The following is a 25848-nucleotide window of genomic DNA, read 5'->3' on the forward strand; positions in this document are numbered from 1 at the left end:
CCGGCCAGCGGCGCAATGAAGCTATCGCGACCGCGAGCTCTGGTCGGTTGATGTGCTTGGCGCAGCCCCGGCCAATTTGTCGTCGACCGCATAGAGTGTGCAGGTGGGTGACCATTTTGTGCAGGCGCCAAGTGAATCGCGCTGGGCGTCGTCGGCGGTCGCGCGCCCCGTACGCCAGCCGTAACCGCCGTTCGGCGACACCGCAAAAGCCTTGTGCGGCATCGTGCTGGCGAGATAGCGCGCGAACTCGGCCCGCGCGGCCTCGCTGAGCTGGCCCGGCGGCGGCAGCGGATCGGGCGGGCTCAGGACGTCGTGGCCGAGACCTCGCTCGCGCAGGAAGGCGTCGAGATAGGGCGTCCATTGCGGACGGCTCACCACCGAATAGAGATAGTGGCCATCGTCGCCGTAAGGCGGCGCTGCGACGAATTTCGCGTTGCCGCCGCTGGCGCGAAATCCGTCATGGAGGCGGCGCGCGAGGTCGGGACCGAAGTACGAATCGTTGGCGGCGTAGACCCACAGCATCGGCGCGCGGGAGGTTTTGCCGAACGTGGCGAAGGCCTGCACCAGCCCGTTCGGATTGCAGACGTCGTCATCGTCGCGCGAGCCGCGCCCGCCGGCAAAGCTGATCGCGGCGGCGAGACCCGCTGGCGCCTGCGCGGTCAAGGCGACAGTGGCGAACCCGCCGGCGGAATGGCCGGCCGCGATCATGCCCGAGGTGGTGACGTCGGCCCTGCGCACCATCGCCTCGATCGCCGCGCGCAAATCCGCCACCGCGACCGCCGCCGCCGGCAGATAAGCGGCATTGGCGCAGCCGCCGACGCTGTCGACGCGCCCGCCGGGCGAGGTGCCGTAGCCGCGCCGCATCACGATCAGCGCGGCGAAACCGCGCCGGGCATATTCGAGAGCGATGCCGTAATATTTGTGCGCGGACATCGTCGCGCGATCGTCGAAACTGCGCGGCGAGCCGTGGCTGAGCAGCGCGAGCGGATAGCGCTTGGTCCCGGCTGGCCGGACCAGGAACGCCTCCAGGCCCTGCGGTCCGGCCTCGGCCATCGGGATACGCAAGTCCTCGGTGTAGAACTCCGCGGCCATTGCATCGGGCACGATGCCAGCCGTCGCAAACCAGGCCATCAGAACAACCAAGAGCCTCTGAAACAGCGTCATGCCCCGACTCGAAAAGCCCCGATCAAAAGACCATAGCATGATCCCAGGAACGGCCGCCCCATCGCGGGTGTTGTGCTCTTGGCGGGGGCTTGGCCGATGCTATGGTATCGCGCAATTCTACGACAGGACGAGGTATATCCAGTGGCTGATGTTCATCCCGCGGCGGGCAAGCAGGCCTCGCCGGACGCGCTCACCAACGTTCCGCGGCTGGTGACGGCCTATTTCGCCGGCAAGCCTGATGTCGCCGATCCCGCGCAGCGGGTGGCGTTCGGCACCTCCGGCCATCGCGGCACCTCGTTCAAAACCAGCTTCAACGAGGGCCATATCCTCGCGACGACGCAGGCAATCTGTGATTACCGACGTGAAAAGGGGCTGACCGGTCCGCTCTTTATCGGCATCGACACCCATGCGCTGGCCGAGCCGGCGCTGGTCAGCGCCGTCGAGGTGTTCGCGGCCAACGGCGTCGACATCATGATCGACAAGGACGGCGGCTACACGCCGACGCCGGTGATCTCGCATGCGATCCTGACCTACAACAAGGGCCGCACCTCCGGCCTTGCCGACGGCGTCGTCGTCACGCCTTCGCACAATCCGCCCGAGGACGGCGGCTACAAATACAATCCGCCGCATGGTGGACCGGCCGACACCGACGCGACCTCCGTGATCGAGAAGCGCGCCAATGCCTATCTCGCCGACGGCCTCAAAGGCGTGAACCGCATCGACTACGCCAGGGCACGCAAAGCCGCGAACGTCCACGCCTATGACTTCGTCACACCCTATGTCGCCGATCTCGGCAACGTGGTCGATCTCGACCTGGTCAAATCCGCCGGCGTGAATATCGGCATCGATCCGCTCGGCGGCGCCGCCGTGCATTACTGGCATCCGATCATCGAGCGCTACGGCCTGAAGGCAACCGTGGTGAACGAGGCGATCGACCCGACGTTCCGTTTTATGACGGTGGACTGGGACGGCAAGATCCGCATGGACTGTTCCTCGCCTTACGCGATGGCGAGCCTGATCGCGATGCGCGACCGCTTCGACGTCGCCTTCGCCAACGACACCGACGCCGACCGCCACGGCATCGTGACGCGCACCGGCGGCCTGATGAATCCGAACCATTATCTCGCGACCGCGATCTTCTATCTGTTCGCGCACCGCCCGAACTGGGGCAAGGGCGCCGCGATCGGCAAGACGGTGGTGTCGAGCTCGATCATCGACCGCGTCGCGAAAAAACTCGGCCGCAAGCTGGTCGAGACCCCGGTCGGCTTCAAATGGTTCGTCGACGGCCTGCTCACGGGCGGCTTCGGCTTCGGCGGCGAGGAGAGTGCAGGCGCCTCGTTCCTGCGTCGCGACGGCACGGTGTGGACCACCGACAAGGACGGCATCATCCTCGGCCTGCTCGCGGCCGAGATCATGGCAAAGACCGGCCGTGATCCGAGCCAGCTCTTCAACGATCTCACCGTCGAGTTCGGCGTGCCCCATTACGCGCGCATCGACGTCGCCGCCACCACGCCGCAGAAGAACATCCTGAAGTCCGTCACGCCCGAGCAGCTCGGCCTGAAGGATCTCGCCGGCGATCCCGTCCGCGCCACCCTGAGCAAGGCGTCCGGCAACGGCCAGCCGTTCGGCGGCATCAAGGTCGAGACCGATTTCGGCTGGTTCGCCGCAAGGCCGTCAGGCACCGAGGACGTCTACAAGATCTACGCGGAGAGTTTTCGCAGCCCCGAGCACCTGAAGGCGATTCAGCAGGAGGCTCAGACAGGGTTGGCGAAGGTGTTCGGGGCGTAGTCGTCGAGCCAAAGCGCCGCTGCCACTGCTCCCCCGGGGGGGGGGACTCGCCGCATCAACAGGTGTCATCACCCGCGAAAGCGGGTGATCCAGTACGCCGTGGCGCCAGTTGAGTAAACCAACAACCGCCGCGGAGTACTGGATTCCCCGCTTTCGCGGGGAATGACAGCGGAACAGATTTGTATACACGATGCGAGATAAAGGTATTATAATACGCTCCCATCCGCCCTTGAACGATTCCATTCCTCCGCTATTGTATACATAACGTATCCACAAGCCTTGGGAGTGAACCGGTGACAAAACCCTTCCCGATGAACGCCTGGTATGCCGCCGCCTGGGACGCCGATGTGAAGCCGGCACTGCTGCCGCGGACGATCTGCGGCAAGCACGTCGTGATGTACCGCAAGGCCGATGGTTCGGTGGCTGCGCTGGAGGATGCCTGCTGGCACCGCCTGGTGCCGCTGTCCAAGGGTAGGCTCGAAGGCGACACCGTCGTCTGCGGCTATCACGGCCTGAAGTACAACGCGCAAGGGCGCTGCACCTTCATGCCCTCGCAAGAGACCATCAACCCGTCGGCCTGCGTGCGCGCCTATCCGGTGGTCGAGCGTCATCGCTACATCTGGCTCTGGATGGGCGATCCCGCGCTGGCGGATCCTGCGCTGGTGCCCGACCTGCACTGGAATCACGACCCCGCCTGGGCCGGCGACGGCAAGACCATCCACGTCAATTGCGACTATCGCCTCGTGCTCGACAACCTCATGGACCTCACCCACGAGACGTTCGTGCACGGCTCTTCCATCGGCAACGAGGCGGTCGCGGAGGCGCCGTTCGACGTCACCCATGGCGAAAAGACGGTCACGGTGACGCGCTGGATGCGCGGCATCGAGGCGCCGCCGTTCTGGGCGAAACAACTCGGCAAGTCCGGCCTCGTCGACCGCTGGCAGATCATCCGTTTCGAAGCGCCCTGCACCATTGCCATCGACGTCGGCGTGGCCCCGACCGGCACCGGCGCGCCGGAAGGCGACCGCTCGCAGGGCGTCAACGGCTTCGTGCTCAACACCATCACGCCCGAGACCGAGAAGACCTGCCACTATTTCTGGGCCTTCGTGCGCAATTATCAGCTCGGTGAGCAGCGCATCACCACCGAGATCCGGGACGGCGTCTCCGGCATTTTCCACGAGGACGAGCTGATCCTCGAGGCGCAGCAGCGCGCGATGGACGAGAACCCGGATCGCATCTTCTACAATCTCAACATCGACGCCGGCGCGATGTGGACGCGCAAGCTGATCGACAAGATGGTGGCAAAGGAAAATCCGCCGCAGCATCTTCAGGCCGCGGAGTAAGCCGACATGGCCGAGCGCGAGGTCGACCGCTCCGTCTCGCAGACCGTGAAGGCGCAGCTCGCGCTGCGCGACCAGCTCCTGTCGGGCTCGTTGCGCCCGGGCGAGCGCATCTCCGAGCTCCAGGCGGTGGAGACCACCGGCGCCTCGCGCACCCCGGTGCGCATGGCGCTGGTGCGGCTGGAGGAGGAGGGCCTCTTGGAGGCGATTCCCTCCGGCGGCTTCATGGTGAAGGCGTTCTCCGAGCGCGACATCTCCGATTCCATCGAGCTGCGCGGCACGCTGGAAGGGCTCGCCGCGCGCTTTGCCGCCGAGCGCGGCGTCTCCGCGCGCGAGCTCGAGCCGCTGAAGGAGTGCCTCGCCGCGATCGACGAGTTGTTGCGCCAGGTGCCGATCTCGGTCGATGCGTTCTCGTCCTATGTCACGCTGAACGCGCGCTTCCACGCCCTGCTCACCGAATTGTCGCGTAGCCCGCCGCTGATCCGGCAGATCGACCGCGCCTCGTCGCTGCCGTTTGCGTCGCCGAGCGGTTTCGTGATGGCGCAGTCGGCGCTGCCCGAGGCACAGCAAATCCTGATCATCGGGCAGGAGCACCACCGCGTCGTGATCGACGCCATCGAGAACCGCGAAGGCGCCCGCGCCGAAGCGGTCATGCGCGAGCATGCGCGGCTCGCGGTGCGCAATTTGCGGCTCGCACTGCGCAACCGGACCCATCTCGACCTCTTGCCGGCGCTTGCGCTGATCAAGTCCGCAACCGATTGAGGGCAGTCACCATGCGCTTCATCGAAACCTGGATTCCGGCGACGCTCGTCTCGATGCGCGATCTCGCACCCGGCATCCGCGAATTCCTGATCCGGCCCGACCAGTTCGACGGCACGGCCTATCCGGTCGGCAGCCACATCAATATCAGCGTTACCATCGACGGGCAGCCCGAGACGCGGTCCTATTCGCTGGTCGGGGAAGCCTCGTCCCAGGCTCTAAGGATCGCCGTGCGCCGCGCCGAGGACTCGCGTGGCGGCTCGCGCTATATGTGGTCGTTACGGCCGGGCGCGCGGCTCGACATCACGACGCCCGCCTCGCTGCTCGCCGTCGATTGGGCACGCCAAAACTACTGCCTGATCGCCGGCGGCATCGGCATCACCCCGATCCTCGGTGCCGCGCAGGCGCTGGCCCGGCGCGGCACCGATGTCACGCTGCATTACGCGGTGCGCTCGCGCACCGAGGCCGCCTATCTCGACGATCTCGCCGCAACGCTGGGTGATCGCCTGGTCGTTCACGCCAGCGATGAGGGCAAGCGGCTCGATCTCGACGCCCTGTTCGCCTCGGTGCCCAAAGACACGCTGGCGCTGTTCTGCGGCCCGATGCGCATGCTGGATGCCGCGCGCCACGCCTGGATCGGCGCCGGCCATCCGCTTCCCGATCTCCGCTACGAGACTTTCGGCTCCAGCGGCACGCTGCCGACTGAGACATTTCGCGTGCGCCTGAAGGGCTCCGATGTCGAGCTGGAGATCCCGCGCGAGCGCTCGATGCTGGACGTGCTCAACGCCAGCGGCCACGACGTGATGTACGATTGCAAGCGGGGCGAATGCGGCCTCTGCGCCATCGACGTGGTCGCGATCGACGGCGAGATCGACCATCGCGACGTCTTCTTCAGCGACCATCAGAAGCAAAGCAACCAGAAGATCTGCGCCTGCGTTTCCCGCGCGCGGGGCACCATCACGGTGGACACGCTGCTGCGGGCGGATCCGGTCTGAGGTGAGGTCGTCATGCCCGGGCTTGTCCCGCCTGCGCGGTCGGAGCCGCTTCGGCGAGGCGAAGGCCCGGGCATCCACGTTCTTCGTGCGATGTCGTAGGTGTGGATGGACAGGCCCGGCCGTGACGCCGTGAATGCTTTGGTGGCTACGCCGCGTAGGTCGCCCGCAACTTCTTCGGATCAAGCAGCGCCAGAACGCCATCCGCCGACACCGGCCGGCTGATGAGATAACCCTGCACCTCGTCGCAACCGATCTGGCGCAGATATTCGAGCTGGTCGGCGGTCTCGACGCCTTCGGCGACCACGCCGATGCGCAGGTCGCGCGCGAGCCCAATCACCGATTTCACGATCGCGGCGCAGTCGGGGTGCACCAGCATGTCGCGGATGAAGGACTGGTCGATCTTGATGCGGCTGAACGGCAGCTTGCGCAGGTAAGTCAGCGAGGAGAAGCCGGTGCCGAAATCGTCGAGCGCCACGGTGACGCCGAGCTCCAGCAGCGCGTTCAGGACCGACGCGGCCGAGGCGTATTTCGACAGCAGCATCGATTCCGTGATCTCGATCTCGAGCCGGTGCGGGGCGATCTTCGCGTCCGCGAGCGCCTGCACGATGATCTGGAGGAGGCCGTTGCTGTGAAACTGCGCGGCCGAGAAATTCACCGCGACCCTGATCTCCTCGGGCCACTCGGCAACCGTGGCGCAGGCGCGGCGGACAACCCATTCGCCGATCTCATGGATGAACCCGGTTTCCTCGGCGATCGGAATGAACTCGCTCGGCGGCACCAGCCCGCGCTGGGGATGCTGCCAGCGCAGCAGTGCCTCGAAGCCGGTGATGCGGTTGCCGTCGAGGTCGAGGAACGGCTGGAACACCAGGAACAGCTCGTTCCTGGCGACGGCGCCTTCCAGATCCGATTGCAGCGCCTTGCGGTCGCGTGACGAGCGGTCGTCGGCTTCCTCGAAGAAACACACCGTGCCGGGTCCGGCCTTCTTGGCGCGGTAGAGCGCGGTGTCGGCGTTCTTCATGATGTCGAGTTGCGTGCTGCCGTCGCGCGGCGCCAGCACGATGCCGACGCTGGTCGCGCCGACGATCTGGCGACCCTCGATCTGGAACGGTTCGTCGAAGGCCGCGACGAAGCGCTCGGCGATCTCGAGCGCATCCTCCGGCCGCGCCCGATTGGCCATCACCAGCGCGAACTCGTCGCCGCCGATGCGTGCGACATGCTCGGCCGCGCGGGTGCAGCGTTGCAGGCGGCTCGCGATCTGGACCAGAAACTCGTCGCCGGCGGGATGGCCGAACTTGTCGTTGACCTCCTTGAAACGATCGAGATCGAGCAGAAGCACCGCGAATTCCTCGCCGGACAGAGCGAGCCGCTTCAAGGCTGCATCGAGCGTTTCGTTGAACGCGACGCGATTGGGCAGATGGGTCAGCGAGTCCTGCCGCACCGTACGCTCGGCCTCGATCTGCCGCATCACGCGCCGTGCGAACGCGATCGAATTGACGAACACGCTGCGCAGCAGCACTGATCCGTAGACGACCACCAGGAAAGCGATCAGCAGAAACGCCGGATCGCCATTCCTGCCGAGGCAGATCGCGATGCCAGCGAAGATCGGGGCCGTGAATGCGATCGCGGCGATCGGGATGGTGGCGAAGGCCAGCGCGCCCCCCGCCAGCATCCCCGAGCAAAGGCAGGTGATGACGAGCTGCCCGCCCGTTGAGGCATTGACGAAGAATGCGACCGGAACGGTGCCCCAGGCGGCGCCGAGGATGAAAGCATTGCGCACCAGCCGATGCATGGCCCGGCGCGAGACGAATTGCGGTTTGGTGATGCGGCGCGCGGCATGGGATTGCAGGCCGAACGCGATCGCGGCGCCCGCCACGATGGCGGCCCAGATCAAGGCCAGCTTCAAGTCCGGCGAATGCCACAGCGCGACGACGAGTACCCCGGCGTTGCAGGCATTGGCCAGCATGATGCCGACCGAATAGCCGAGCACCAGCGACATCTGTTCGGCGCGGATATGGCCGGCGACGGCTTCGTCGGTTACGGGACCGCCAAAGGCCGACAGATCGCCGGCGAACAGCCGCGCGAAATAGCTGGTCGTTTGAGTCCGCATTCCAGAGCCTAGCAACATGGGCCGCTTGTCCGGCCCGGTCAGGAGAATTCGCTGCAAACCTTTGACGAACTATGAATTATCCAAACTTGCGACGATTGCTCTGACCACTTCTGCGTGTTCGCGATATTGTATCGATAACAAATCGATACAAATGCGGCGCCGGGAGGCTATGTTCGCTACCAATTCCGCTGTCATGCCTCGCCTTGTGCGCACTTGCGCACTGGGGCGGGGCATCCAGTACGCCGCGGCCTATCGGATCAATCACGCCTGTCTCGGAGTACTGGATCGCCCGGTCAAGCCGGGCGATGACAGTTGTGCTTCAGGCATCACCGCCCCAACTGCTTCGGATCGTAATAGAACCGCTCTTCGATCAACTGATCGCCCCGCCAGGTCTGCCATGCGATCTCATCCAACGTTCGGATGATGCCTTCGGCATTGGTGAAGCTGAATCTCCAGCGCGTCGCGACATGATCCCCTTCGATCAGGCTCGGCCCAATGCGCACCGCCTTGACCTCCTTGAAGGCTGCCAGCACGCCGCGCTCCTTGGCGGCGAGCTTGTCGCGTCCGACCACGGGATCGCCCTGGTTTTCATAGGTGGCGGCGTCCGGCGTGTAGTAGTCGAGGATCGCCCCGACGAAATCCCCGTCCTCCAATCGTTTGGCAAAAGCTTCGACGACATCACGGCTCGGCATGGTGCACCTCACGAATAAAACCGACTGTTGGTCGGTAAATACCGACCGACGGTCGAAAAGTCAACTGGCTGTCCTCGTCCATTTCGACTACAGCAGACCCATGGCGAAACAGGCGGAGCGGCGGGCTGCGACATCGGAGGCGATCCTGACGGCGGCGCGCCGCCTGTTCGGGACGCAAGGCTTTGTCGCGACGACGATGGACGAGATCGCCGAAGCCGCCCACGTCGCCAAGGGCGCGGTGTATCATCACTTCAAGACCAAGGAGGCGGTGTTCGAAGCGGTGTTCAATGAGGTCTCGCGCGACCTCGTCGCCGAAATCGACAGCACGGCCCGTGCCGAGAAGGACGTGCTTGCCGCGATGGTCGCCGGCACCCAGCATTATTTCGCCGCGACCGCGAAGGGCCCGACCGGCCAGATCATCCTGCGCGACGGCCCGGCCGTGCTCGGCTGGGAGCGCTGGCGCGAGATCGACGCCAAACATTTCGGCGGCAAGCTGCCGCGCGCGATTGCGGCGGCGATGGAGGCCGGCCTGATCGCGCGGCAGCCGGTCGAGCCGCTGGCCCGGCTGCTGCTCGGCGCGGTAACGGAGGCCGCCGTCGCCTGCGCCGGACGCGCCGATATCGCAAGGGCGGGTGCGGAATATGCCCGTGCGTTCAGGTCGCTGGTCGAGGCGCTGCGCGTGGCTGCATGATCGTGCTAAGTGATGATTGGAAACGCCCGTCAACAAAAAGAACAGTAGCGCATGAACGCAACTTCCTCCCTGACACCCTCCGACCCTGAATTCGACTACATCATCGTCGGTGCCGGCTCTGCCGGCTGTGTGCTCGCCAACCGGCTGTCGGCCAACGGCAAGCACAGCGTGCTGCTGCTCGAGGCAGGCCCGAAGGATTCCAACATCTGGATCCACGTGCCGCTCGGCTACGGCAAGCTGTTCAAGGAAAAGACCGTCAACTGGATGTACCAGACCGAACCGGAGCCTGAGCTGAAGGGCCGTCAGGTGTTCCAGCCGCGCGGCAAGACGCTGGGCGGATCGAGCTCGATCAACGGCCTGCTCTATGTCCGCGGTCAGCACGAGGATTACGACAGATGGCGTCAGCGCGGCAACGCCGGCTGGGGCTATGACGACGTGCTGCCCTATTTCAAGAAGGCCGAGAACCAGTCGCGCGGCGCCGATCAATACCACGGCAGCGGCGGCCCGCTGCCGGTCTCCAACATGGTGGTGACCGACCCGCTGTCGAAGGCCTTCATCGATGCCGCGGTCGAGACCGGTCTGCCCTACAATCCTGATTTCAACGGCGCCACCCAGGAAGGCGTCGGCCTGTTCCAGACCACGACGCGCAACGGCCGCCGCGCCTCGACGGCGGTGGCCTATCTCGGCCCCGCCAAGGCCCGTCGCAATCTCAAGATCGAAACTGGCGCGCTTGGCCAGCGCGTGCTGTTCGAGGGCCGCCGCGCGATCGGCGTTGAATACCGTCAGGGCGCCACATTGCGCCGCGCCCGTGCGCGCAAGGAGGTCGTGCTGTCGAGCGGCGCCTACAACTCGCCGCAGCTGCTCCAGCTCTCCGGCGTCGGACCCGCCGACCTCCTCCGCAAGCACGGCATCGACGTCGTGCTGGACGCGCCGGGCGTCGGGCACGATCTCCAGGACCACATGCAGGTCCGCATCGTGATGCGCTGCTCGCAGAAGATCACGCTGAACGACACCGTCAATCATCCGCTCCGCCGCACCATGGCTGGCGCGCGCTATGCGCTGTTCCGCAAAGGCTGGCTGACGATCGCGGCCGGCACGGCGGGCGCGTTCTTCAAGACCAGTCCGCGGCTGGCCTCGCCCGACATCCAGGTCCACTTCCTGCCGTTCTCGACCGACAAGATGGGCGAGAAGCTGCACGATTTCTCCGGCTTCACGGCGTCGGTGTGCCAGCTCCGTCCCGAAAGCCGCGGGTCCTTGCGCATCAAGAGCGCCGACCCGACAGTGCCGCCGGAGATCCGCATCAACTACATGTCGACCGAGACCGACCGCACCACCAACGTGGAAGGCCTGAAGATCCTGCGCAAGATATTGCATGCACCGGCGCTGAAGCCGTTCGTGGTCGACGAGTACGATCCCGGAGCGAAGGTGTCCACGGATGCCGAGCTGCTGGACTATTGCCGTGAGCGGGGCAGCACCATCTACCATCCAACCTCGACCTGTCGTATGGGCAATGATGCGCTCGCGGTGGTCGATCAGCGGCTGAAGGTGAGGGGCCTCGAAGGCCTCCGAATCGTCGACGGTTCGATCATGCCCGATCTCGTGTCGGGGAACACCAACGCGCCGATCATCATGATCGCCGAAAAGGCCTCCGACATGATATTGGAGGATGCGCGGTAAACTCGCGTCTTGAGAGGATTTGGGCTTGGCTACGCGATTCAAGATCGGCACACGCAAGAGCGCGATGGCGCTGGCACAGACGGAAGAGATCGCGCGCCGCCTGACCGCCGCCATGCCCGATCTCGACGTCGAGATCGTCAAGTTCGACACCACGGGCGATCTCGACCAGACCAGCAAGCTGTTGCCCCATGGCGGCAAGGGCGGTGCCTTCGTGGCGCAGATCCGCGCCGCGGTGCTGTCTGGCGAACTCCACGCGGCGATGCATTCGCTGAAGGACATGCCCGGCAACGAAGACACGCCCGGCCTCGTGATCGGCGCCACGCTCTCGCGCGATCCTCCCAACGACGCGCTGGTGCTGCGTGACGGCGTGACGCTGGAGGCGTTGCGCCAATCTCGTGGCAAGGGTTTCAAGATCGGCACCAACGCCGTCCGCCGCGCCGCCTATGCGCGGCGGTTGTTTCCGGACGTGGAGATCATCCACTTCCGCGGCGCCGCGGACACGCGCGTGCGAAAACTCGACAATGGCGAGAAGCAGCGCCTGCCGGATGGCGGCGCGGTGGGGCCTGCGGATGCGCTCATCATGGCGCGGTCCGGCCTCGACCGCGTCGGCCTTTCACAGCGCATCGCCTACGAGTTTACCGCAGCCGAGATGCTGCCGGCAGCGGGGCAGGGCATCGTCGCCGTCGAATGCGCCGCGCAGGACTGGCAGACGCGTCGCATCCTCGCATCGATCGACGATCCCGCTGCCCACGCCTGCGCCGATGCAGAGCGCGAGGTGCTGTGGGTGCTGAACGGCCATTGCAATTCGCCGGTGGCGGGCTTTTCGACCATTGCGGGTGATCAGATGTCGCTCACCGCGTCCGTGCTCGATCTCTCCGGCAACACCATCATCGAAGCCTTGCGTTCGGGCCCCACCAATCGCCCACGCGAACTCGGCCGTGCGGTGGGACTGGATCTGCTGGCCAAGGGCGCCGCGGAGATCATCGAGCGCAGCCGGCCGCGCTAAGTCGGCCGCGAGGCGGGCATCGGTGGATGATGGCATCATGCGCCTGTTTTGCCCGACGGGTCAAATGTTGGCGCGCTCTGATGCGATGACGGCGCACCTGATTTCAGTCCGCCCTAAGTCATTGATCGGGCGTGGCCTCTCTACTGTGCATGGGGTTGTTTTCGCGTTTTTTTGTTTTTCCGCTCCCCAGGCGCAAAATAAATCAGCCCCGAACCCGCTTCAGCATCTGCTCGACATGGGCGATCGGCGTCTCCGGCTGGATGCCGTGGCCGAGATTGAAGATGAACCGCCCTTGCGCGAAATTCGCCAGCGTGTCGTCGACCGCGCGGTCGAGCGCGGCGCCGCCTGTGATCAGCACCAGTGGATCGAGATTGCCCTGAACCGCAACCTTGCTCTGCACGCGCTCGCGGATGAAGGCCGGCTCCGCGGTCCAGTCGATGCTGACGGCGTTGACGCCGGTCGCCTCGACGAACCCGGGCAGTTGCGCACCGGCACCGCGCGGAAAGCCGATGATCTTGGCGTCCGGCACCTTGGCGCGCACGCCTTCGACGATGCGCCGGGTCGGCTCGACCGACCAGCGCGCGAACTCGGAGGGTGGCAGCACGCCGGCCCAGGTGTCGAAGATCTGCAAGGCGTTGGCGCCGGCCGCAAGCTGCGCCAGCAGATATTCGATCGAGTTCTCGACCAGCACGTCAATGATCTCGGCGAACGCCTCCGGATGCCGGTAGGCCATCATCCGCGCCGGGGCCTGGTCGGGCGTACCCTGGCCGGCGACCATGTAGGTCGCCACCGTCCACGGAGCGCCGCAGAAGCCGATCAGCGCGATCTTGGGATCGAGCGCGCTGCGCACGATCTTGAGGGCCTCGAACACCGGCGCGAGCTTGCCGAAATCGGCGTGCTTCGCCAGTGTTGCGACCTTGGCGGGATCATCCAGCGGTTCGAGCCGCGGACCCTCGCCGACCTCGAAGCGCACGGAACGTCCGAGCGCATAGGGGATCACCAGGATGTCGGAGAAGATGATCGCCGCATCGAAGCCGAACCTCCGGATCGGTTGCAGCGTCACCTCGGCGGCAAGCTCCGGGTTGAAGCAGAGATCGAGAAAGCCGCCGGCCTTGGCGCGCACCTCGCGATATTCGGGCAAGTAACGGCCGGCCTGCCGCATCATCCAGATCGGCGGAACGACCTGCCGCGGGCCGGAGAGGACGTCGATGAATGGTTTGGTCGCAGACTGGGGCACGAACGGTCCTGAAGATGGTTAGGGCTCCTGATACACCGCCACGGCCCGAAGCGGAACAGGGGAACCAAGCGCAATTGGGCCGCGTTGACCAGCCAACGGAGGACGAGACCATGGCTGAGACATTCAACCCCGCGCCGCATGACAAGCACGCCGACGATCTGCACGAAGCGCTCGCCGCCGACCGCCACGCCAAGCTCGACGCCGGTCTGAAAGATACCTTCCCGGCGTCCGACCCCGTGAGCGCCGCCCAGCCGACGCCCTCGAAGGCCGATGCGGAGGCCGACAATCCCTCGCTCTGGGACAAGGTTAAGGCGATCTTCAGCTAAGGCGGAGAGCGCCGGATTCCGATAGGTTTGCTAATGCCTTGTTAGCGATGCGCTGATTCCGGCGTCCGTACGACTACGGAAAGCCGGGGACATCACTGCATATTTCTCCCGGTGTTTCAGAGTTCAATAACAGAAGCAGCAGAGTTTCCGGTCATCGGAGAATTCTGCTGCATGAGTGCTGTAACCCAAAGAGCCGGATGGAGCCGCCTGCCGCTGCGGGCGGCTGCGTTCGTCGCGCTGACCTGCGTGGCCATCCTCGGCGTCAGCGGCTGGCGGGAATGGGCGGCCCGCGACGCGGTGCTCAAAGGCGCCGAGGCAGAAATGGCGAACGTTGCGCGCTCGCTGACGCAACATGCCGAGGACAGCCTCGATCTCCTGGATTCAGGCGTCGTCGGCGTCGTCAGCCGGCTGGAGATGGACGGCACCGAGCCGGCCACGATCGCCAAGCTCCGAAACCTGCTGGAGGCGCGAAAGAAGGCGATAGAGCGCATCCATAGCCTCGCCATCATCGACGAGCGCGGCAACTGGTTGACCTCGCCTGGCACGATCGGCTCGACGCTAAACGACGACGCGTTCTTCCGATATCACCAGCTCTCGCCGAAACGGGAGCCCCATGTCGGCCGTCCCGTGAAGAGCCTGCTCGACGGTGAGTGGGTCGTGACCCTGTCGCGCCGTTTCAACAAGCTCGACGGCAGCTTCGGCGGCGTGGTGCTCGCGACCATCAGCTCGGGATATCTCTCGCATTTCTACGAACAGTTCGAGATCGGCCGCAACAGCTCGGTGGCGCTGACGCACGGCGACGGCCTGATCATCGCGCGTAACCCCAGCAACGACAGGTTCGTCGGTCGCAGCGTTGCCGATACGCCGCTGTTCCGCGATACCGCCTTGCAGCGGCCGGGCGGCGCCTACCATTTCAAGTCGCCGCTCGACGGTGCCGACCGGGTCAGCTTCTTCAAGCGCTCCGGCCGTTATCCGCTGGTCCTGCTCGCCACCGTCGACAAGGCCGAATTGCTGGCGCCCTGGCGTGCTGCGGCGATCTCCCGCATGCTCTACGTGCTCGCGCTGGTCATGCTGATCGCGATCATCGGTGCGGTGCTGGTGCGGCAGCTGCAACGGGGCCAGAGTATGGCGGCCGCGCTGGTCGAGAAGGAAGCGCATTTCCGGCTGCTTGCCGAAGGCTCCAGTGACATGGTGACCCGTATCGGGCTCGACGAGCGGCTGCGCTATGTCTCGCCGTCATCGATTGGCGTCGTTGGCTGGCGCGCCAATCAACTGATCGGTACCCTCGCGCTGGCCGGCATTCACCCGGACGACCGGCCGCAGGTCCAGGCCCTCGTCGACGCCATGAAGCGCGGCGATGCGGAGGAGGCGCGGGTCACCTATCGCAATGTGCACCGGCAGAACTCGGAAGTCTGGCTCGAATCGACCATGCGGGTGACCCGCAAGGAGAATGGCCGCGTCGACGGCGTGGTCGCGATCTCGCGCGACATCACCGAGCAGAAGAAGCTCGAGACCCGGCTCGAAACGCTCGCGATCGAAGACAGCCTCACCGGGCTTGCCAATCGCCGCCGCTTCGATGAACGATTGAAGGAGGAGTGGGCGCGTGCCTATCGCGAGCGCTCCAGCCTCTCTTTGCTGATGATCGACGTCGACCACTTCAAGTCTTACAACGACGACTACGGCCATCCCGCGGGCGATGCCTGCCTCCGGCAGGTGGCCCAGATCATCGCTGCTGAGGCGCAGCGTTCCGGCGATCTTGCGGCGCGTTACGGCGGCGAGGAGTTCGCCATGTTGTTGCCGAACACCGACGCTGCGGGCTGCGCCCTGATCGGCGACCGGATTCGACGGGCGATCCGTGATGCGGGCCTGGTCCACACCAGCAACCATGTGGCTGGCTGCGTCACCGCTTCGCTCGGCGGTGCTGCGTGCCGGCCGGCGCTGGAGCGCACGGCCGGCGTCACCTCGCTGGTCGAGGCCGCCGACCAGGCGCTCTATGCTGCCAAGGAGGCCGGGCGCAACCGGCTGATGATGTCGGGCGAGGTGAGTAACCTTCTTCTCAAGGCGTCCGGTCAGTAAGCCCGCTCAATAATGCGGCGGACGCTCATTGGCGGCTCCCGGCGCATTCGCCTCGGCCTCCTGCAGCCGCTCGCCGAGCTCTGCGATTCTCCGCGTCAGCGCGTCGATCTGCTTCCACTGCGCCGTGATGGTCTGGTTCAGCGTCTCAATCGCGTCGTCCTGATAGGCGAGGCGGGTCTCCAGCGTGTCGATGCGCTCGCCGAGCGTCTTGATCTCATTCGTCACGTGCCGCGTCCTTGTCCCGTTCGCGCAATCCACATTCTTGCAAACCGTGGCCGAGCGCGACACGCTCATCGAACACGAAGCATTCGCCGCGCCAGCGACTCTGAGCCTCCGGCACCTCTTCCAGATATTTGAGAACGCCGCCCTTGAGGTGATAGACCTCGGCAAAGCCGCGCGCGAGCAGGTGTGCGCTCGCCTTCTCACAGCGGATGCCGCCGGTGCAGAACATCGCGATTCTGCGGTGTCTGGCGGGATCGAGCTGCTCGGCCGCAAAATCTTTGAACTGGCCAAAGCTCCTGATGCCGGGGTCGAGCGCGCCCTCGAACGTCCCCATCGCCACCTCGAAGGCGTTCCTGGTGTCGAGCACCAGCGTATCCGGCGCTTCGATGAGCGCGTTCCATTCGGCCGCATCGACATAGGTGCCGACCTGCCGCGTCGGGTCGGCGCTTTCGTCGCCGAGCGTGACGATCTCCTTCTTCAACCGCACCTTGAGCCGGCCGAATGGCATCGTCTCGGCGGTCGAGAACTTCAATTCGAGATTGTTCAACCTGCCGCCGAACATGTCGCCGTGAGCGAGCTCTTGGGTAAGCGCGTCGATCGCCTCGCCCGCGCCCGCGACCGTGCCGTTGATGCCCTCCTGCGCGAGCAGCACGCTGCCCTTTAGTCCAGGCCGGCGCAGAACGCGCGCAGCGGCTCGCGCAGCTCGCGGTAATCGGGCAGGGCGGCGAATTGGTAGAAGGCGGCGACCTTGTAAATCATGGCGCCCGTTTAGCAGGCGGGGCTCGCCCGGAAAACCCGCATCGAGCAGCTCTATTCCCGGCAGATGGCAGCCATTTCCCTGGCATGCCAGCATTGCCCCGGCCGGCCGGAATGTGTCATGTAGGCCCGGTTTTTCCGAGATGGCGCGCCATCCGCACCAGACGCCCAATGAGAGCAGAATTCGATGAGAAACTTCCATTTCCCCGGCAGGTCCACGGTCCACGCCACCAACGCGATGGTGGCGACCTCGCATCCGCAGGCGTCGCTTGCCGCGATCGAGGTGCTGCGCGAGGGCGGCACGGCGGTGGACGCGGCCGTCGCGGGTTCGGCCATTCTCGGCGTGATCGAGCCGCAATCGACCGGCATCGGCGGCGACTGCTTTGCGCTGATCCAGCCGCGCGGCGAGGGCAAGATCATCGCCTATAACGGCTCCGGCCGCGCCCCGAAGGCGGCGAACGCCGATTGGTATCTCGAGCGCAAGATCAACTCCGTGCCGCTGACCTCGGCGCATGCGGTCTCGATCCCCGGCGTGATCGACGCCTTTGCAACCGTCTTGCGCGATCACGGCAAGTTCGGCTTCGACCGGCTGCTTCAGCCCGCGATCAAGGCGGCCGAGGAAGGCTACGTCGTCGCCCCCCGCATCGCCTTCGACTGGAAGAACCAGTTCGAGAAGCTGAAGGCCGGCACCAACACGGAGCGGTATCTGCTGCCGCACGGCAAGCCGCCGGTGGCCGGCGACGTCATCCGCCAGGCCGAGCTCGGCAAGACGCTGCGGGCGATCGCCAAGGACGGCCGCGACGCCTTCTACAAGGGCCCGATCGCGGAAGACATGGTGGAGACCCTGCGCGGGATCGGCGGCCTGCACACGATCGACGATTTCGCCGCGCACACCACTGAGACGACGACGCCGATCGGCACCATGTACAAGGGCTATGACGTCTGGCAGTGCCCGCCGAACGGACCCGGCCTCACCATGCTGCTGATGCTGAACATCCTGTCGCGTTTCGACCTGACGAAATACGCGCCGCTCAGCATCGAGCGCTTCCACCTCGAAGCCGAGGCCGCGCGCATCGCCTACATGCATCGCGAGCTGCATGTCGCCGATCCCGAGCATATGCAGATCGAGGTCGCCAGGATCCTCGCCAAGGAATACTGCAACGAGCACATCGACAAGATCCGCATGGACCGCATGCTCGACCTGCCGAACGTCGCGCCGCCGATGAACCCGTCGACCATCTACATCACCGTCGTGGACAAGGACCGCAACGTCTGCTCCTTCATCAACTCGGTTGCGCATTCCTTCGGCTCGGCGATCGTCTCGAACAAGACCGGCATTTTGCTCCAGAACCGCGCCGGCGGCTTCCGCATCCAGCCCGGCCACCCGAATTGCATCGCCGGCGACAAGCGTCCACTGCACACGATCATGCCAAGCCTGCTCACCAAGGGCGGCCGTTCCGTGATGCCGTTCGCGGTGATGGGCGGACAATATCAGCCGGTTGGCCAGACCCATGTGGTGACCAACATTCTCGATTATGGCTGCGACGTGCAGGAGGCGATCGATATGCCGCGCGGCCTGCATTATGAAGGTCAGTACCAGCTCGAGGACAGCGTGCCGGCCGCCATTGTCGAAGGCCTGAAGAAGCTCGGCCACAAGACCACCAGCGTCGTCGGTCCGCTCGGCGGCGCCCAGGCGATCTGGATCGACTGGGACAAGGGCACGCTCACCGGCGGTTCCGATCCGCGCAAAGACGGTTGCGCGCTCGGATACTGACCACCGCGCACGGAGTTCCCCGCGCGAGATCAGGAAAAGTTGACGAAGGGCGACGCGGCATTTGCTGCGTCGCCCTTTCTCGTTCGGAACGGAGCTCATTGCTTCAGGTTAAGGGCCGATGAGCGGTGCAGGCGTGCGCTGCTCTTGCTCGAAGCGGCGGAGGCCCTCCATGTCCGAAAAATCAGGTTCCGGACCGTCCGGATTCGATCGGCGCGCCTTCATGGCCGGCGTTGCCGGCAGCGCGCTGGTCCCCATGACGGCGCGTGCGGCCGCGCAGGATGCGAGCGTGTCGGCCGCCCAGGATCCGGCGCTTCCTGTCGATGTCACGCTGCGGGTCAACGGCAAGGACAAGCGCCTGCGCATCGACGCCCGCACGACGGTGCTCGACGCGCTGCGGGAGCATCTCAAGCTCACCGGCAGCAAAAAGGGCTGCGACCACGGCCAATGTGGTGCCTGCACGGTACTGATCGACGACCGGCGCGTGGTGTCGTGCCTGACGCTCGCGCTCGCGGCCGAGGGGCAGGAGATCACCACGATCGAGGGCCTTGCCACCGACGATCATTTGCACCCGATGCAGCAGGCCTTCGTCGACAACGATGCGTTTCAATGCGGCTATTGTACGCCGGGCCAGATCATGTCCGCCGTTGCCTGCGTCAAGGAGGGGCATGCGGGCAGCGAGGCCGACATCCGCGAATACATGAGCGGCAACATCTGCCGCTGCGCCGCCTATCCCAACATCGTCGCCGCCGTGAAGCAGGCCGCGCCCGAGATCATGAAAGGCTAGGCGCATGCGACCGTTTTCGTATCAAAGGGCAACAGACCCCGACATGGCGGTGCAGGCGCTCAGTGCTGCCGCAACTGCGAACAATCCGCTGACGAAGGCTACAGCACAGCCGCTCGCGGGCGGCACCACGCTGATCGACCTGATGAAGCTCGACGTGATGCGGCCCGCCGCGATCGTCGATATCAATCCGCTGGCGCGGGGCTGGTCGGCGATCGAGCCCGGCAGTGACGGCTTGCGGCTCGGCGCGCTCGCGAAGATGTCCGACGTGGCCGCGCATGCCGAGATCCAGCGCCACTATCCGGTGATCGCGAATTCCCTGAAGCTCGCCGCCAGCGCCCAGCTGCGCAACATGGCGACGCTCGGCGGCAACGTGATGCAGCGAACGCGTTGCAGCTATTTCCGCGACGTTTCCTATGAGAATTGCAACAAGCGCAATCCTGGTTCGGGCTGTGCCGCCATGGACGGCGTCAATCGCATGCATGCGGTGCTCGGTACGTCCGATCAGTGCATCGCGACCTATCCCGGCGATTTTGCGCAGGCGCTGATCGCGCTCGATGCGATGGTCGAGATTACCGGCAGGTCCGGAACGCGCAACCTGCCGTTTGCAGATTTGCACAAGGCACCCGGCAGGACGCCCGACATCGAGACCACGCTTCGGCCCGGTGAGCTGATCTCGGCGTTCTCTATTCACGGCCGCTGGCCGCGCTCGGTGTATGTCAAGGCGCGCGACCGGCAGTCCTACGAGTTCGCGCTGTCGTCGGCTGCGGTCGCGCTCGACGTGCAGGATGGCACGATCAGGGACGCGCGTGTCGCGCTCGGCGGCGTCGCCACCGTGCCGTGGCGGGCGCGCGGGGCAGAGGCGCTGCTGAAGGGCCAGAAATTCGACGACGGTCTGGCGCAGCGTGTGGCCGACGCCGCGTTTGCCGACGCCAGGGGCCGCCAGCACAACAGCTTCAAGATCGCGCTCGGCAAGCGCGTGGTGGCGCGCGCGCTCCAGCAGGCTGTAACGATGGAGATCTGATCATGACCGCTGCAGCTCCCGAGCCGAAAGCGAACATGGGCAAGCCCGTGCCGCGCTATGATGCGGCCGCAAAGGTCACGGGCCGGGCGACATATGCGTCCGACATGCCGCTCGACAATCCTGCCTACGCATTCCTGGTCACCAGCGCCATCGCCAAGGGCCGCATCGACAGTTTCGATCTCGACGATGCCAGGCGGGTCCGCGGCGTGATCGACATCGTCACGCATGAGAACGCTCCGAAGCTGAAGGAATCGAAACTGTTCAGCAATGGCGGCTATGCCGGCACCACGATCCAGCCGCTGAAATCGGCTGACATCGCCCATGACGGCCAGATCATCGCCGTCGTCATCGCCGAGAGTTACGAGGGGGCGCGCGAGGCCGCCAATCGCGTCAAGGTCAGCTACACGGCCGTAGCGCCGAGTGCGAGCTTCGACTCGCCGGGGACCACCACGGCAGCGGCAAAGGGACAGAACGCACAGTTCAAGGAAGACCCGGAGGTCGGCGATTTCGCCAAGGCGTTCGACGCGGCCGAGGTCAAGCTCACCGCCTCTTATGAAACGCCGACCCAGCACCACAATCCGATGGAGCTGTTTACGACGAGCTGCGCCTGGATGGGCGACGAGCTCGTCGTCTACGAGGGCAGCCAGTACGTCTACGGCCTGAAGAACGGCGTCGCCGAGCAGCTCGGTATCGACGCCGACAAGGTCCGTGTCGTCAATCCCTATGTCGGCGGCGGCTTTGGTTCGCGCGGTTCGATGACGTCCCGCACTGCCATCATCGCCGGCATTGCCAAACGCCTGAACCGGCCGATCAAGCTGGTGCCAACCCGCGACCAGGGTTTCACCATCGCCACCTACCGCGCCGAGACGCGCCATGAGATCAGGCTTGGTGCGGGTCGGGACGGCAAGCTGGTGGCTTTGAGGCACGACGGCGCGGAGGTTTCGTCGCGTCCGGATGCCTATTGCGTCGGCGGCACCAAGACGACGACGCGGCTCTATGCCTGCCCGAACGTCGCAAGTCTGGTGTCGATCGTGCGCGCCGACCGCAATACGCCCGGCTTCATGCGCTCGCCGCCGGAGGTGCCGTATCTCTTCGCGCTGGAGAGCGCGATGGACGAGCTCGCTGTGAAGCTGAACATGGACCCCGTCGAGCTCCGCCGCATCAACGACACCACCGTCGAGCCGATCGGCGGCAAGCCCTATACATCGCGGTCCTTGATGGCGTGCTTCGACGAGGCCGCGAAGGCGTTCGGCTGGGCGCAGCGCTCGCCGCAGCCGAAATCGATGTCGGACGGCGACTGGCTGGTCGGCTATGGCTGTGCCGCCACCTGCTATCCGACGCAGATGGCGCCCTCTGCCGCGCGCGTCCGCCTCCAGCGCGACGGCCGTACCCGGGTCGAGATCGCCGGTCACGAGATCGGCACCGGTGCGTATACCGTCATCGCCCAGACCGCGGCCGAGCGGCTCGGCGTGCCCCAGGAGAAGGTCGCGGTCTTCCTGGGTGACAGCGATCTGCCGCCGGCGCCCGTTGCCGGCGGTTCGAACTCGACTGCCAGCACCTGCTCGGCGGTGATGATGGTGTGCGACCGCATTCGCCAAAGGCTGTTCAAGGCCGTGATGCCGAGCGACAGCCTCGCCGACAAGGCCAAGGAGACTGTCGGCATCAGCCAGGCGCCGAGCACGCAGGCGGCGCAGAGCGATCGTCCGCTCGATCTCGAGAGGGCCTTCGACGCGCTCGGCGTCGGCATCGTCGAGGAATACGGCGAGTGGAAGCCCGAAGGCGCGCCGCTGGATTCCTTCACGGCCATGCACAGCGGGCACGCGCGGCTCGTCGGTGGCCATCAGATGAAAGACAAGATCGCCTATGCCTTCGGTGCTGAGTTCGTCGAGGTCCGCGTCAACCGCTTTACCCATGAAATCCGCTGCCCCCGGCTGGTGGGAGCGTTTGCGGCGGGCCGCATCATGAATCCGCGCACGGCGCGCAGCCAGCTCATGGGCGGCCTGATCTGGGGCATGTCCTCGGCGCTGCTGGAGGCTACCGAGATCGACGAGCGCAATGCACGCTACGTCAACGATAATCTCGCCGACTATCTCGTGCCCGTGAATGCCGACGTGCCCGGTGTCGAAGTGATCCTGCTCTCCGAGCAGGACGACCGTATCAACCCGGCCGGCGTGAAAGGCCTTGGCGAGCTCGCCAATGTCGGCACCAATGCGGCGATCTGCAATGCGATCTATCACGCCATGGGCCAGCGCATCCGCAAGCTGCCCGTGCGGCTCGAAAATATCGAGATGTGAGGGGTGGAAACGGCGTCAGCGTTGCGCTAGACACCTGGCGCCTCAAACGGAAGGTCTCTTATGCAGCGTTTACAGCGCATGCTCCTCGCCATCATGTCGGCAGTCGCGATCACCGTGATCGCCGGCGTGTCCGATTTCGTTTCCACCACGGCCTCGGCCCAGACCGCAGGGAAGACCATGACAACAGCTTCAGGTTTGCAGATTACCGATAGCGTCGCCGGCACCGGAGCTTCGCCCAAGCCGGGCCAGATCTGCGTGATGCACTACACCGGCTGGCTCTACGAGAACGGCCAGAAGGGCAAGAAATTCGACTCGTCGGTCGACCGCAACGAGCCGTTCGAATTCCCGATCGGCAAGGGCCGCGTCATCGCCGGCTGGGACGAGGGTGTTGCCTCCATGAAGGTCGGCGGCAAGCGCACGCTGATCATTCCGCCGCAGCTCGGCTATGGCGCCCGGGGCGCAGGCGGCGTGATCCCGCCGAACGCGACGCTGATGTTCGACGTGGAATTGCTCGGGGTGAAGTAAGCCCGCAAACAAAAAGACCGGCCTCTCGGCCGGTCTTTTCGCATTCAGTGCGACGCCGTTACTCCGTCGCGCGCTTGGCCGCAGCGGCTGCGCGATCAACCGCGTCCTTCGCGGCGTCCTTGGCGTCGCCCATGGCCTGCTGGCCCTTGCCCTTCACTTCCTGGACTGCACCTTCACCCTTCAGGCGCTCGGATCCAGTGGCTTCACCGACGCCCTGCTTGGCCTTGCCCATTGCCTCGTTTGCGGTGCCCTTGATCTTGTCGGTCGTGCTACCCATGAAACTCTCCTGCGGTTTGCTCGCCAAGACAACGTTCGACGGTTATGAGGGTTCCGATTTTGTTATGGCTCGATGTCGCGGCTTTGGGTTAGTTTGCCGCACACGGAACCAATAGAAAGCAAGTCCCATGACCGGCCATGACCATTCCCATTCCCACCATGACCACGATCACCACGATCGCTGGAAACATGACGGCGTGCGCGTCATTCCCGGCAACCAGCTCGATACCAACGTTCCGTCGACGGCGGGCATGGACCGCGCGGCCGCGATCAATTTCGCGCGCGTCGGTGCGCAGAAATTGTGGGCGGGCACGGTCAGCATCAAGCCCGACGCCAAGACCGGCGCGCATCACCACGGCCATCTCGAAAGCGTGATCTATGTGGTGAAGGGCAAGGCGCGGATGCGCTGGGGCGAGAGCCTGCAATTCACCGCAGAGGCCGGCCCCGGTGACTTCATTTTCGTGCCGCCCTACGTGCCCCATCAGGAGATCAACGCCAGCGCGGACGAGGTGCTGGAATGCGTGCTGGTGCGCAGCGACGGCGAGGCGGTGGCGATCAACCTCGATATCGAGCCGGTCGAGAAGCCCGAGACCGTCCTGTGGGTCGATCCCATTCACCGCGATCCGAACGAGAAGAAGTGAGGATCGCCTGAAAGCCAGCGGGTTCTGTGTGACAGAACCTCGCGGGCAGGGCTCCAAAAAAGATCCGGAAGCCGTGTCGGATCGCCGCTTGGCCGTCCGTCCTTGGGCAGAACCCCGCCCAAGGAGCTCCGATGCCCAGGATGATTTTCCTCAATCTGCCCGTGACCGACCTCAAGCGCGCCACTGCCTTTTACGAGGCGGTCGGTGCGACCAGGAACCCGCAATTCAGCGACGAAACAGCGAGTTGCATGGTCTTTTCCGAGACCATCTACGCGATGCTGACGACCCACGAGAAATTCCGGCAGTTCACGCCGAAGCCGATCTCGGATGCAAAGACCTCAAACCAGGCGCTGTTCTGCCTGTCCGCCGATAGCCGGACCGAGGTCGACGATATCGTCAGCAAGGCCGCGGCTGCAGGCGGGGTGGCCGATCCCAGCCCGAAGGACGAATACAGCTTCATGTACGGCCGCAGCTTCGAGGATCCGGACGGCCACATGTGGGGCGTGAACTGGATGGACATGGCAGCCTTCGCGGCGCAGTCCGACATGGCGAACGCCTGATCTAACCCCACAACAGCAAGAAACCGAAGAGGAGCATTCAAGATGTCCAAGGTCGTTCCCTGCATGTGGTTCAACGGCGATGCCGAGGAAGCCGCGAAGTTCTACGTCTCGCTCGTGCCGAATTCGGCGATCACGCATGTTCAGCGCAACGTTTCAGATGGCCCGTCCGGCAAGGAAGGCTCCGTGCTCGTCGTCGAATTCTCGGTGGCGGGACAGCCTTTGGTCGCGCTCAACGGCGGCATGAAAATGGAATACACCCACGCGATCTCGCTGATGATCCATTGCGACGATCAGGCCCAGGTCGACAGCGTCTGGAATGCGTTCCTGGCCCATGGCGGCAAGGAAGAGCAGTGCGGCTGGCTCAGGGATCGCTGGGGCGTGGCCTGGCAGGTGGTGCCGAAGGTGATGTTCGAATTCCTCTCCAGCCCCGACAAGGCGGCTGCCGCACGCGCGATGCAGGCCATGATGAAGATGGTGAAACTGGACGTGGAGGCGCTGCGGCGGGCGTTCGATGGCAAGTCGGCGGCGTGAAGGGCGTCCCCTTGCCACATCCTCACTGTCATCGCCCGGCTTGACCGGGCCATCCAGTACGCCGAGACGGTCGTTGGTCAATCGATAGGCCGCGGCGTACTGGATGCCCCGGTCGAGCCGGGGCATGACAGCGGAATATGAGCGAAGGCCTGCCGCTAATAATTGATCCGCAGCCCCACGCCGCCATGGATGGTGTTACCCACCGGCTGCGGGCCGAGCGTGCCGTTGGCGAACAGGTCGACGATCCAGCCCTTCTGCACGCGGAAGCCGAGCCGGCCGCCATATTCGAACCAGCCCTGGTTACCCATGGTCGGCACCACCATGCCGTCACCGGTCACGGTGGCGACGATGCCGCTATGGCTGGCGAATGACTGCACCCAGCCACCATTGATGTTGGCCTCGATACTGCTGCCGTAGAGATGCGTCCACTGGCCGCCGATCTTGACCAGGCTGGTGCGGTCGGTGCCGGTCGCGATGCTGGCGTCGAACGGATTGAACGCCACTGCGCTGTCGGTATAGCCCGAGACACGCTGCCAGAGCTGCCAGACCTCGATCGAGGCGGCGACCTCGTCGCGGGGCGACACGCGGCTCATCCAGCCGGCGCGG

Annotated in this window: 23 protein-coding genes and 2 pseudogenes; 17 read left to right on the forward strand and 8 right to left on the reverse strand. The window is 65.2% G+C overall.

What is annotated here, in order from left to right:
* Positions 1–21: 21 nt before the first annotated feature.
* Positions 22–1164, reverse strand: a complete 1143-nt coding sequence (locus AC0L23_RS27830) for an alpha/beta hydrolase family protein (protein WP_085357448.1) — start codon at positions 1162–1164, stop codon at positions 22–24.
* A 141-nt stretch (positions 1165–1305) separates the two neighbouring features.
* Here AC0L23_RS27830 and pgm point away from each other — a divergent pair, with 141 nt between their 5' ends.
* The 4 genes from pgm (at position 1306) to AC0L23_RS27850 (ending at position 6046) form a co-directional block, all read left to right on the forward strand.
* Positions 1306–2952 carry a phosphoglucomutase (alpha-D-glucose-1,6-bisphosphate-dependent) gene (gene pgm, locus AC0L23_RS27835; RefSeq protein WP_162496255.1) on the forward strand — a complete coding sequence of 549 codons (1647 nt, stop codon included), beginning with the start codon at positions 1306–1308 and terminating at the stop codon, positions 2950–2952.
* A 293-nt stretch (positions 2953–3245) separates the two neighbouring features.
* The gene (locus AC0L23_RS27840; protein ID WP_026232861.1) at positions 3246–4295 is read left to right on the forward strand and encodes an aromatic ring-hydroxylating dioxygenase subunit alpha; all 1050 of its coding nucleotides are present in this window, start codon (positions 3246–3248) and stop codon (positions 4293–4295) included.
* Between the two features lie 6 nt (positions 4296–4301).
* The gene (locus AC0L23_RS27845) at positions 4302–5054 is read left to right on the forward strand and encodes a GntR family transcriptional regulator (RefSeq protein WP_007595257.1); all 753 of its coding nucleotides are present in this window, start codon (positions 4302–4304) and stop codon (positions 5052–5054) included.
* Between the two features lie 11 nt (positions 5055–5065).
* The gene (locus AC0L23_RS27850) at positions 5066–6046 is read left to right on the forward strand and encodes a PDR/VanB family oxidoreductase (protein ID WP_085357450.1); all 981 of its coding nucleotides are present in this window, start codon (positions 5066–5068) and stop codon (positions 6044–6046) included.
* Positions 6047–6191: 145 nt separating this feature from the next.
* Here AC0L23_RS27850 and AC0L23_RS27855 read toward each other — a convergent pair whose 3' ends face one another.
* Together AC0L23_RS27855 and AC0L23_RS27860 are read right to left on the reverse strand one after the other, a co-directional pair.
* Positions 6192–8153, reverse strand: a complete 1962-nt coding sequence (locus AC0L23_RS27855; protein WP_085357451.1) for a putative bifunctional diguanylate cyclase/phosphodiesterase — start codon at positions 8151–8153, stop codon at positions 6192–6194.
* A 326-nt stretch (positions 8154–8479) separates the two neighbouring features.
* Positions 8480–8845 (reverse strand): nuclear transport factor 2 family protein, encoded by a 366-nt coding sequence (locus tag AC0L23_RS27860; RefSeq protein WP_018455021.1) that lies wholly within the window; start codon positions 8843–8845, stop codon positions 8480–8482.
* A 100-nt stretch (positions 8846–8945) separates the two neighbouring features.
* On the opposite strand from AC0L23_RS27860, the gene AC0L23_RS27865 reads away from it, so the two are divergent.
* From AC0L23_RS27865 to hemC, 3 genes are read left to right on the forward strand one after another with little or no spacing between them, the layout of a single operon-like run.
* Positions 8946–9536: a TetR/AcrR family transcriptional regulator gene (locus AC0L23_RS27865; protein ID WP_018455020.1), complete on the forward strand. Its 591-nt coding sequence runs from the start codon at positions 8946–8948 to the stop codon at positions 9534–9536.
* 51 nt (positions 9537–9587) lie between these two features.
* Positions 9588–11213, forward strand: a complete 1626-nt coding sequence (locus tag AC0L23_RS27870) for a GMC family oxidoreductase (RefSeq protein ID WP_085394149.1) — start codon at positions 9588–9590, stop codon at positions 11211–11213.
* Between the two features lie 25 nt (positions 11214–11238).
* The gene (gene hemC, locus AC0L23_RS27875; RefSeq protein WP_085357454.1) at positions 11239–12219 is read left to right on the forward strand and encodes a hydroxymethylbilane synthase; all 981 of its coding nucleotides are present in this window, start codon (positions 11239–11241) and stop codon (positions 12217–12219) included.
* A 202-nt stretch (positions 12220–12421) separates the two neighbouring features.
* Here the strand turns inward: hemC and hemE are convergent, their stop codons facing one another.
* Positions 12422–13456 (reverse strand): uroporphyrinogen decarboxylase, encoded by a 1035-nt coding sequence (gene hemE, locus AC0L23_RS27880; protein ID WP_085357455.1) that lies wholly within the window; start codon positions 13454–13456, stop codon positions 12422–12424.
* A 110-nt stretch (positions 13457–13566) separates the two neighbouring features.
* On the opposite strand from hemE, the gene AC0L23_RS27885 reads away from it, so the two are divergent.
* Positions 13567–13782, forward strand: a complete 216-nt coding sequence (locus tag AC0L23_RS27885; protein WP_007595236.1) for a hypothetical protein — start codon at positions 13567–13569, stop codon at positions 13780–13782.
* Positions 13783–13953: 171 nt separating this feature from the next.
* Positions 13954–15858 (forward strand): sensor domain-containing diguanylate cyclase, encoded by a 1905-nt coding sequence (locus AC0L23_RS27890; RefSeq protein ID WP_085357456.1) that lies wholly within the window; start codon positions 13954–13956, stop codon positions 15856–15858.
* Positions 15859–15864: 6 nt separating this feature from the next.
* Here the strand turns inward: AC0L23_RS27890 and AC0L23_RS27895 are convergent, their stop codons facing one another.
* Together AC0L23_RS27895 and trhO are read right to left on the reverse strand one after the other, a co-directional pair.
* Positions 15865–16083, reverse strand: a complete 219-nt coding sequence (locus tag AC0L23_RS27895; RefSeq protein ID WP_007606917.1) for a SlyX family protein — start codon at positions 16081–16083, stop codon at positions 15865–15867.
* Positions 16073–16839, reverse strand: a pseudogene (gene trhO / locus AC0L23_RS27900) (oxygen-dependent tRNA uridine(34) hydroxylase TrhO). Before trhO ends, AC0L23_RS27895 begins: the two are co-directional and overlap by 11 nt.
* 184 nt (positions 16840–17023) lie before the next feature.
* On the opposite strand from trhO, the gene ggt reads away from it, so the two are divergent.
* The 5 genes from ggt to AC0L23_RS27925 all read left to right on the forward strand — a co-directional run bounded on the left by ggt (position 17024) and on the right by AC0L23_RS27925 (position 23234).
* Complete coding sequence (ggt, locus tag AC0L23_RS27905) at positions 17024–18610, forward strand: gamma-glutamyltransferase (protein WP_085357460.1); 1587 nt, start codon at positions 17024–17026, stop codon at positions 18608–18610.
* A 169-nt stretch (positions 18611–18779) separates the two neighbouring features.
* The gene (locus AC0L23_RS27910; RefSeq protein ID WP_085349950.1) at positions 18780–19394 is read left to right on the forward strand and encodes a (2Fe-2S)-binding protein; all 615 of its coding nucleotides are present in this window, start codon (positions 18780–18782) and stop codon (positions 19392–19394) included.
* A gap of 4 nt (positions 19395–19398) precedes the next feature.
* A complete protein-coding gene (locus tag AC0L23_RS27915) occupies positions 19399–20415 on the forward strand; it encodes an FAD binding domain-containing protein (RefSeq protein ID WP_085357462.1) in 1017 nt (338 codons plus the stop codon).
* A gap of 2 nt (positions 20416–20417) precedes the next feature.
* On the forward strand, positions 20418–22709 hold the full coding sequence (locus tag AC0L23_RS27920; RefSeq protein WP_085349948.1) for a xanthine dehydrogenase family protein molybdopterin-binding subunit: 2292 nt from the start codon (positions 20418–20420) through the stop codon (positions 22707–22709).
* A gap of 60 nt (positions 22710–22769) precedes the next feature.
* Entirely contained in the window at positions 22770–23234 is a 465-nt protein-coding gene (locus tag AC0L23_RS27925) for an FKBP-type peptidyl-prolyl cis-trans isomerase (protein WP_085349947.1), read from the forward strand.
* A gap of 58 nt (positions 23235–23292) precedes the next feature.
* Here the strand turns inward: AC0L23_RS27925 and AC0L23_RS27930 are convergent, their stop codons facing one another.
* On the reverse strand, positions 23293–23511 hold the full coding sequence (locus AC0L23_RS27930) for a CsbD family protein (protein ID WP_007606928.1): 219 nt from the start codon (positions 23509–23511) through the stop codon (positions 23293–23295).
* A 127-nt stretch (positions 23512–23638) separates the two neighbouring features.
* Here AC0L23_RS27930 and AC0L23_RS27935 point away from each other — a divergent pair, with 127 nt between their 5' ends.
* The 3 genes from AC0L23_RS27935 (at position 23639) to AC0L23_RS27945 (ending at position 25242) form a co-directional block, all read left to right on the forward strand.
* Positions 23639–24151, forward strand: coding sequence for a cupin domain-containing protein (locus AC0L23_RS27935; RefSeq protein WP_085349946.1), 513 nt, complete (start codon positions 23639–23641; stop codon positions 24149–24151).
* A gap of 131 nt (positions 24152–24282) precedes the next feature.
* The gene (locus tag AC0L23_RS27940; RefSeq protein ID WP_026232857.1) at positions 24283–24711 is read left to right on the forward strand and encodes a VOC family protein; all 429 of its coding nucleotides are present in this window, start codon (positions 24283–24285) and stop codon (positions 24709–24711) included.
* Positions 24712–24753: 42 nt separating this feature from the next.
* The gene (locus AC0L23_RS27945) at positions 24754–25242 is read left to right on the forward strand and encodes a VOC family protein (RefSeq protein ID WP_018455005.1); all 489 of its coding nucleotides are present in this window, start codon (positions 24754–24756) and stop codon (positions 25240–25242) included.
* 155 nt (positions 25243–25397) lie between these two features.
* Here the strand turns inward: AC0L23_RS27945 and AC0L23_RS27950 are convergent.
* Positions 25398–25848 (reverse strand): annotated as a pseudogene (locus AC0L23_RS27950) (hypothetical protein); the annotation flags it as partial.

The organism is Bradyrhizobium sp. MI1.4, assembly GCF_055811315.1.

Bases quoted from the DNA above. Each gene is read 5' to 3' on its own strand.
- AC0L23_RS27830 (WP_085357448.1), bottom strand. From the start codon at position 1,164: ATGACGCTGTTTCAGAGGCTCTTGGTTGTTCTGATGGCCTGGTTTGCG.
- AC0L23_RS27845 (WP_007595257.1), top strand. From the start codon at position 4,302: ATGGCCGAGCGCGAGGTCGACCGCTCCGTCTCGCAGACCGTGAAGGCG.
- AC0L23_RS27850 (WP_085357450.1), top strand. From the start codon at position 5,066: ATGCGCTTCATCGAAACCTGGATTCCGGCGACGCTCGTCTCGATGCGC.
- AC0L23_RS27855 (WP_085357451.1), bottom strand. From the start codon at position 8,153: ATGCGGACTCAAACGACCAGCTATTTCGCGCGGCTGTTCGCCGGCGAT.
- AC0L23_RS27860 (WP_018455021.1), bottom strand. From the start codon at position 8,845: ATGCCGAGCCGTGATGTCGTCGAAGCTTTTGCCAAACGATTGGAGGAC.
- AC0L23_RS27865 (WP_018455020.1), top strand. From the start codon at position 8,946: ATGGCGAAACAGGCGGAGCGGCGGGCTGCGACATCGGAGGCGATCCTG.
- AC0L23_RS27870 (WP_085394149.1), top strand. From the start codon at position 9,588: ATGAACGCAACTTCCTCCCTGACACCCTCCGACCCTGAATTCGACTAC.
- AC0L23_RS27885 (WP_007595236.1), top strand. From the start codon at position 13,567: ATGGCTGAGACATTCAACCCCGCGCCGCATGACAAGCACGCCGACGAT.
- AC0L23_RS27890 (WP_085357456.1), top strand. From the start codon at position 13,954: ATGAGTGCTGTAACCCAAAGAGCCGGATGGAGCCGCCTGCCGCTGCGG.
- ggt (WP_085357460.1), top strand. From the start codon at position 17,024: ATGAGAAACTTCCATTTCCCCGGCAGGTCCACGGTCCACGCCACCAAC.
- AC0L23_RS27910 (WP_085349950.1), top strand. From the start codon at position 18,780: ATGTCCGAAAAATCAGGTTCCGGACCGTCCGGATTCGATCGGCGCGCC.
- AC0L23_RS27915 (WP_085357462.1), top strand. From the start codon at position 19,399: ATGCGACCGTTTTCGTATCAAAGGGCAACAGACCCCGACATGGCGGTG.
- AC0L23_RS27920 (WP_085349948.1), top strand. From the start codon at position 20,418: ATGACCGCTGCAGCTCCCGAGCCGAAAGCGAACATGGGCAAGCCCGTG.
- AC0L23_RS27925 (WP_085349947.1), top strand. From the start codon at position 22,770: ATGCAGCGTTTACAGCGCATGCTCCTCGCCATCATGTCGGCAGTCGCG.
- AC0L23_RS27930 (WP_007606928.1), bottom strand. From the start codon at position 23,511: ATGGGTAGCACGACCGACAAGATCAAGGGCACCGCAAACGAGGCAATG.
- AC0L23_RS27935 (WP_085349946.1), top strand. From the start codon at position 23,639: ATGACCGGCCATGACCATTCCCATTCCCACCATGACCACGATCACCAC.
- AC0L23_RS27940 (WP_026232857.1), top strand. From the start codon at position 24,283: ATGCCCAGGATGATTTTCCTCAATCTGCCCGTGACCGACCTCAAGCGC.
- AC0L23_RS27945 (WP_018455005.1), top strand. From the start codon at position 24,754: ATGTCCAAGGTCGTTCCCTGCATGTGGTTCAACGGCGATGCCGAGGAA.